The sequence below is a fragment of the Armatimonas sp. genome (assembly GCF_043760365.1).
Classification (GTDB): Bacteria; Armatimonadota; Armatimonadia; order Armatimonadales; family Armatimonadaceae; genus Armatimonas.
Window position 1 is genome coordinate 1 of sequence record NZ_JAYUPA010000757.1, and the last position, 3,491, is coordinate 3,491.

4 protein-coding genes are annotated in these 3,491 nt (G+C 57.9%); 1 reads left to right on the top strand and 3 read right to left on the bottom strand.

The genetic code is table 11. From position 1 onward, the window contains the following. From ACH2EH_RS18105 to ACH2EH_RS18115, 3 genes are all read right to left on the bottom strand, one after another. Window positions 1-1,487: S8 family peptidase (locus ACH2EH_RS18105; RefSeq protein WP_395143797.1), on the bottom strand; the 1,487-nt coding region annotated here is incomplete at its 3' end. After that, window positions 1,484-1,660, bottom strand: a complete 177-nt coding sequence (locus tag ACH2EH_RS18110; protein ID WP_395143799.1) for a hypothetical protein — start codon at window positions 1,658-1,660, stop codon at window positions 1,484-1,486. The genes ACH2EH_RS18110 and ACH2EH_RS18105, both read right to left, overlap by 4 nt. Then, the gene (locus ACH2EH_RS18115; protein ID WP_395143801.1) at window positions 1,657-1,851 is read right to left on the bottom strand and encodes a hypothetical protein; all 195 of its coding nucleotides are present in this window, start codon (window positions 1,849-1,851) and stop codon (window positions 1,657-1,659) included. Before ACH2EH_RS18115 ends, ACH2EH_RS18110 begins: the two co-directional genes overlap by 4 nt. A gap of 232 nt (window positions 1,852-2,083) precedes the next feature. Here ACH2EH_RS18115 and ACH2EH_RS18120 point away from each other — a divergent pair. Next, a partial coding sequence (locus tag ACH2EH_RS18120; protein WP_395143802.1) for a DUF6785 family protein occupies window positions 2,084-3,491 on the top strand: 1,408 nt, incomplete at its 3' end.

A 3,491-nucleotide genomic window follows, 5' to 3' on the forward strand; every position in this document is an offset into this window, starting at 1 on the left:
CCCGCAAAGCCAATTGCCAGTGCGTGGCGTAGCTTCCAGGTATTGTCCGCCGCGCTCTTGGCGGTGAGCTTGCCCACATTAAGAATGCCCGCGCCGTACTTCTTGACATTGTTCTCTTTGGGCTTGCTCGCGGTTTTCTGGAGCAGGTCTTTAATTTTTGCAGGGTCCTTGGTGCCCTGGCTGTAGGCCAACGCAGCGGCTCCGGCGACATGCGGCGATGCCATAGACGTTCCTTGGAACGCGAAGTAGTCGTCCTGGCCCTGGTAGACCGTGTTCTGCAAAATGCCATCTTTCGGGTCTTTGGAGTCAATCATGTCGCCGCCCGGCGCAGCGAGCGCGACCTGCTTGCCCCACGACGAGAACTTAGAGAGCTTTCCGCTCGGCCCGACACTGGAGACAGCGATGCACTCGGGGAACGCTGCCGGGTAGCCGACACCTTCCTTGAAGCTGTTGCCTGCCGCACAAACAATCGTGACGCCCTTCTTGCGAGCGTACTTGCAGGCTTCGTGGATCACATCGGACGGGTACATGGAGCCAAGGCTCATGTTGATGATATTTGCGCCCTTGTCGGCGGCGAAGCGAATGGCATCGGCGATATCGGCACTGGTGCCACTGCCCTCCGCGGAGAGCACTTTCAGCGGCATGATGGTCGCCTCAAACGCGATCCCGGCCACGCCCTCATTGTTGTTCGTGGACTCCGCAATCGTCCCCGCGACATGGGTTCCGTGCCCGTGGTCGTCGTCGGCGTTGGTGGTCTTGCTGACAAAGTTGTAGCCCGCTGTGAATGTGGTTTGCTTGAAGTCCCGTGCCTTGGTGACGCCGGTATCAATCACCGCCACCACCGCGCCCTTACCCCGCGTCCGCTCCCAAGCCCCTTCCGTGTCAATCATACGGAAGTTCCACTGCTTGTCATAGAGCGGATCGTTAGGGCGAGTACCAGAAGGCTCGTCCGCGTTCAGTGTAAGCGTAAGCTCTTCATGCACCGTCGGATCAGCCATCGTCGTGGTCTCGACCGTGGGATCAATGGTGCGTTTGGCCGTAACCGCAGCCCTGAAACCCGGAGAACAGTTTCCACAAATGCCTGATTGCTCCAGATGGAACGTAATCTCTGGCTCGGCGGCCTGAACGCGGGAATCATTTTTGATCGCCTCAAGGTTTATGATCGCCTCCACGTTTGTGTTCGTAGTACGGTCTACGCGATAAAGGCGGTTGTCTTTGGCCTCGATGGAGTTTGGCTCAAGCTTCAGGTTGTACTGCTTAGAAAACGCCTCAATCTCGCTATCGCTGACGTTGTCTTTGAAGTCTATGAGGATCGTAGGAGCAAGCGAGGGAAGCACTTTAACGCCATCTTGAGTCGTAAATATGAGCTGGTCAAGAGGCTTTGTGACATCTTTCTGTGTCCAGACGGAGAGCATCGGTACAGCGGTGGCACCGACGGCCACGGCGATGCCGAGGGTGGCTAATGTATTTCTCAGAGATTTGGTCATGATGGTTTGATCCTCCGAATAGGTAACGATTTCTTTTTGGCGAGTGGAGTCACGAGATCAAGCGGGCTTTTCTGCTCGTTGAAGTTCGGGTTGACGCCCGCAACTTGCCGGTCTTTATTGACCTCGGGCGTGCGCTCGTCGAACTTGGGGTTTCCCCCGGTATGGGATTTCATCTCTCAAGCTCCTCTTGTAGTTTGGGATTGCGCTTTAAAATATACTCATAGCGGTCTTTGAGGCCCGGCGAGCGCTCGTCGAAGAGCGGGTTGCCGCCTGCGTAGAGGGTGTCTTTGGGGTCGCCGTACTCGTTGCGGCCCTCGCGTTTCACCCAGTCGTCAATCTTTTGCTTCAGCTCATCCGAGATCATGGTTTTCTCTCCTCGATGTGGTCGCTCCCATGAACGGGAGCGTCTTATTGTCCTCGTGCCTCGGACACGAAGGGCGTGCCGCCCATGCCGAGTTGACTCGGTTCGGTATGGCCGCTTGCGGCCTTCGTGTCGGAGCCTGCGACGACAATAAGACGCCCCGGTTTATCGGGGCGATATACCTAAAGACGATGTCGGCAGGATTATGGTTGCACCGTAGGAGAAATTATAGACCATGTTAGCCCTTCTTCGCCCGCTTCTAGTGGGACTGCTCTTAATCCCCGTGTGTTGCTACTGGGCGCAAGACCAGGTCATTGACCGAATCTTCTCGCTGATGGTGCCACCCCTCGCTCTGACGATCGTCTTGGCGCTACTCAATATCCCCGTGCGAAGAGTGCTACCGAAGTGGGCGCTCAATGGGCGGGAGATCGCGGTGGTCTATGCCATGCTCACAATTGCCTGCGCCATGAGCGGCGAGTGGATGGACATGGTCGCTCCGGCAAGCTACGGCTTTGCGGTCTACTCCGAGCAGAACCCACGCTACGGCACCTATATTCTGCCCTACGTCCACGACTGGTTCTTCTTCCGTGACCCCGCGCCCCTCAAATCCTTTGGCGAGGGTGGCAAGACCTTTGGCTTTTTCGTCTCCCAGTTGCCACTCTGGTGGCCCAAGATCGGGGCGTGGACGCTGCTTCTCACGCTGGTCACCACGGCCATGCTCTGCATCAGTGCGCTGCTCAAAGACCAGTGGGTTCACAAAGAGCGCCTCGCGTTTCCCCTAGTGCAGCTCCCTCTCGCCCTCACCGAGGAGAGTGTGCCAGGGCAGACACCGCTCTGGAAGAACAAGCTGTTCTGGGGGAGCTTCGCCGTGGTCTTTGCCATTGACATGCTCAACGGCTTCTCGTTTCTGTACCCTCAGCTCCCCCACTTCAATATTCGCTTTATTGGCGACTTCAACCGCGCCTTTGTCTCGCCGCCGTGGAACCAGACCGGCTGGACTCCCGTTGGGATCTTTCCGTATCTCTCGGCACTGGGCTTTCTCATGCCCACCGACTTGCTCTTTTCTCTTCTCGTGTTTTTCTTCGTGCGCAAGGCGCAGCAGATTATCGCCTACAGTATCGGCAACGAGCAGGGGGTCTTTGGCGGCGGCGGGCTCACGCCCAGCCCACCGTACTTCTCCGAGCAGAGCTGGGGGGCGTTTATCGGGCTCTTTGTGAGTGCGCTCTGGCTGGCCAAGCCACACTTAAAGCAGCTCTGGGCACAGATCAACAGCGGCGAGCGCGACCCAGGCGGAGGGCTTCCCGCGCGGTTTCTTTTTGCCCTACTGCTGGCTTGCATCGCGGGCACGGCGACTATCGGAGTGGGAATCGGCCTTCCTCTCCTCTTCATCTTGCTCTATGTACTGCTCTTTCTGGCCTTCAGCGTGGCGGTCACGCGGCTACGAGCCTCGCTGGGTGCTCCCACCCACGAGATGGCGTTTATGGGTCCCCACCAGCTCGTCTTAGATTTTCACGGCAGCGCGGGCCTCTCCAACGAGCTCCTCACGCGGACGCTCGCGACATTCCACTTCATGAACCGGATCCATAGAACCCATACCATGCCCTCGCTGATGGAGGGACTCTATCTGGCGGACCGGGGGAAGC

Bases quoted from the DNA above. Each gene is read 5' to 3' on its own strand.
- ACH2EH_RS18110 (WP_395143799.1), bottom strand. From the start codon at position 1,660: ATGAAATCCCATACCGGGGGAAACCCCAAGTTCGACGAGCGCACGCCC.
- ACH2EH_RS18115 (WP_395143801.1), bottom strand. From the start codon at position 1,851: ATGATCTCGGATGAGCTGAAGCAAAAGATTGACGACTGGGTGAAACGC.